Raw genomic sequence first — 2065 nt, 5'->3', positions numbered from 1 at the left:
ATCATCTTGGAGGTCTGCTTCTGCCAGACAAATAGCGCGTAGCGTACAAGATCGGTATTTGTGAGCAGCCCGTGGTCGATGTCGAACGCGATGTTTTTCAGATGCCGCGTCTGTTGTCTGATGATGGTTTGGGGAACAGGCAGGACCGGCGCGTTGATGCAGAGTTTGCCATTCGGCCGCAGCACCCTGGCGCACTCCGCCCAGACGGCCTGCAGGTCGGCAAGGTAGTCTTCGTATGACGTCCAGGAATTGTTGCCGCCGGCGTATTCGACGGCGGTCCAATATGGCGGCGAGGTGACGATCAGATCGATGCAGCCAGGCGGCAGGTCGGCCATGACGGTTGCCGCATGGCCAACGATGAGGTGCCCGATACAAGCATCGAGCGCCGTATTCGCCTGGTTTTCCAGTGCGGTCATTTCGCCGCCGGCCGAATCGGGATCGTCACCGAGAAAGCTTAGACCTTCCTGGAACAGCATCAATCCGCCGCCGGCGGCCGCATAGTCTAGTTTTATAGATTTGGTCGCATTTTCTTCGGAAAACCGGTGACCACTTTTCCGGAAAATGCTCTAATCTTACTGAGTCAGAAAGTCGCGGGGTTTTCCGAGGCAGAATCGGTTAAGCGGCGAGATTCAAGGTGTTAGGCAGGGGGTCTGACATGATTCTCGATACGCCGGACGAGAGTGGATCGCGGTTTGTAGCGTATGTCGAGGGGCTTATGAGCGTGGTGGGCCATGCGGATCGGTGCGGGCCGCTGCGGGATTATTGCACCGGGCTGATGTTGCCCGGCGCGCGCAAGAGCGTTGAGCCGATGGCAGCGCGGACAGCACCGGCGCGGACGGCGGCACAACACCAAGCTTTGCTGCATTTTGTTGGCGTTGCAGCTTGGTCGGACGAGAAGATGCTGGCCAAGGTGCGCGAGATGGTGCTGCCTGCGATTGAACGGCATGGCCCGATCGAGGCCTGGATCATCGACGACACGAGTTTTCCCAAGCAAGGCCGACACTCGGTTGGGGTGTCGCACCAATACTGCGGCCAGCTCGGTAAGCAGGCGAACTGCCAGGTGGCAGTATCGCTGTCGCTTGCCAGCCATCATGCGAGCCTGCCGGTGGCGTATCAGCTTTACCTGCCGAGAGCGTGGGCTGAGGATCGCGTTCGCCGGGACAAAGCCAACGTGCCTGCCGAGGTCACCTTCAAGACGAAGCCGGAGATCGCACTCGAGCAGATTCGCTGGGCGTGTGAGGCAGGGCTGGCGCGCGGGACGGTGCTGTTGGATGCCGGTTACGGGCATGACTCCAAGCTGCGCACAGGCATTGCGGAGCTGGAGTTGCCTTATGTGGCTGGCATTCTGCCGCACACTTTGGTATGGGCGCCGCAGGCGCGACCCGGCCATGCCCCCAAGAAAGGCCGTCGGGACGAACCTAACGCAATCTCGGCCAAGCAAGTTGCCCTTTTGCTGCCCGCGCAAGCGTGGCGTGCAATCAGGTGGCGGGAAGGCACCAACCAATGGCTGTCATCGCGCTTTGCGCGGGTGCGCATCTGCGTTGCATCCAAGCACGAGCGATTCAACAATCCCGACCGAGAGTGGCTGCTGATCGAATGGCCCGAGGGTGAGGAGGAGCCCACCAAATACTGGCTCTCCACGCTGCCAAACACCATACCATTGCGCGACTTGATTGATGCGGCCAAACTCCGCTGGCGCATTGAGCGCGATTATCAGGAGCTCAAGCAAGAGGTTGGGCTCGGCCATTTTGAAGGGCGCGGGTGGCGCGGCTTCCACCATCACGCCACACTGTGCATCGCGGCTTATGGATTCCTAATCTCAGAACGGGAGACGATTCCCCCCTCAGGACCTCGCTCCGCCACGCTCTTCGCGAAATTTGCGGTTCCCAACGGTTACCAACCCCGCGGCTCCGCCGTTGCGGCCTGAGCGGCACATTCCAAACTCCATCGCAACGATGCATCAAAGGCTCACCGTTGCGATCGTCAAAAGGCTGCTACGATGTCCGTGCTGTGCTGCAATTAATCGGCGCTACCGCGGACAAACGACGCTTGTGACGCAGTAAGA

At 60.0% G+C, this 2065-nt stretch carries 2 protein-coding genes; one reads left to right on the top strand and one right to left on the bottom strand.

From position 1 onward, the window contains the following. The coding region (locus VJR90_09125) for a DNA methyltransferase (GenBank protein ID HKV97636.1) at positions 1–476 on the bottom strand (476 nt) is incomplete at its 3' end. Positions 477–655: 179 nt separating this feature from the next. On the opposite strand from VJR90_09125, the gene VJR90_09120 reads away from it, so the two are divergent. Further along, positions 656–1927 carry an IS701 family transposase gene (locus VJR90_09120; GenBank protein HKV97635.1) on the top strand — a complete coding sequence of 424 codons (1272 nt, stop codon included), beginning with the start codon at positions 656–658 and terminating at the stop codon, positions 1925–1927. The last annotated feature ends 138 nt before the right edge of the window (positions 1928–2065 follow it).

Source organism: Gammaproteobacteria bacterium (genome assembly GCA_035279405.1).
Classification (GTDB): Bacteria; Pseudomonadota; Gammaproteobacteria; order Natronospirales; family REEB76; genus REEB76.
This window is presented reverse-complemented; position numbering and strand designations above follow the sequence as displayed.

Coding starts and splice junctions, on each gene's coding strand:
- VJR90_09120 (HKV97635.1), top strand. CDS start 656: ATGATTCTCGATACGCCGGACGAGAGTGGATCGCGGTTTGTAGCGTAT.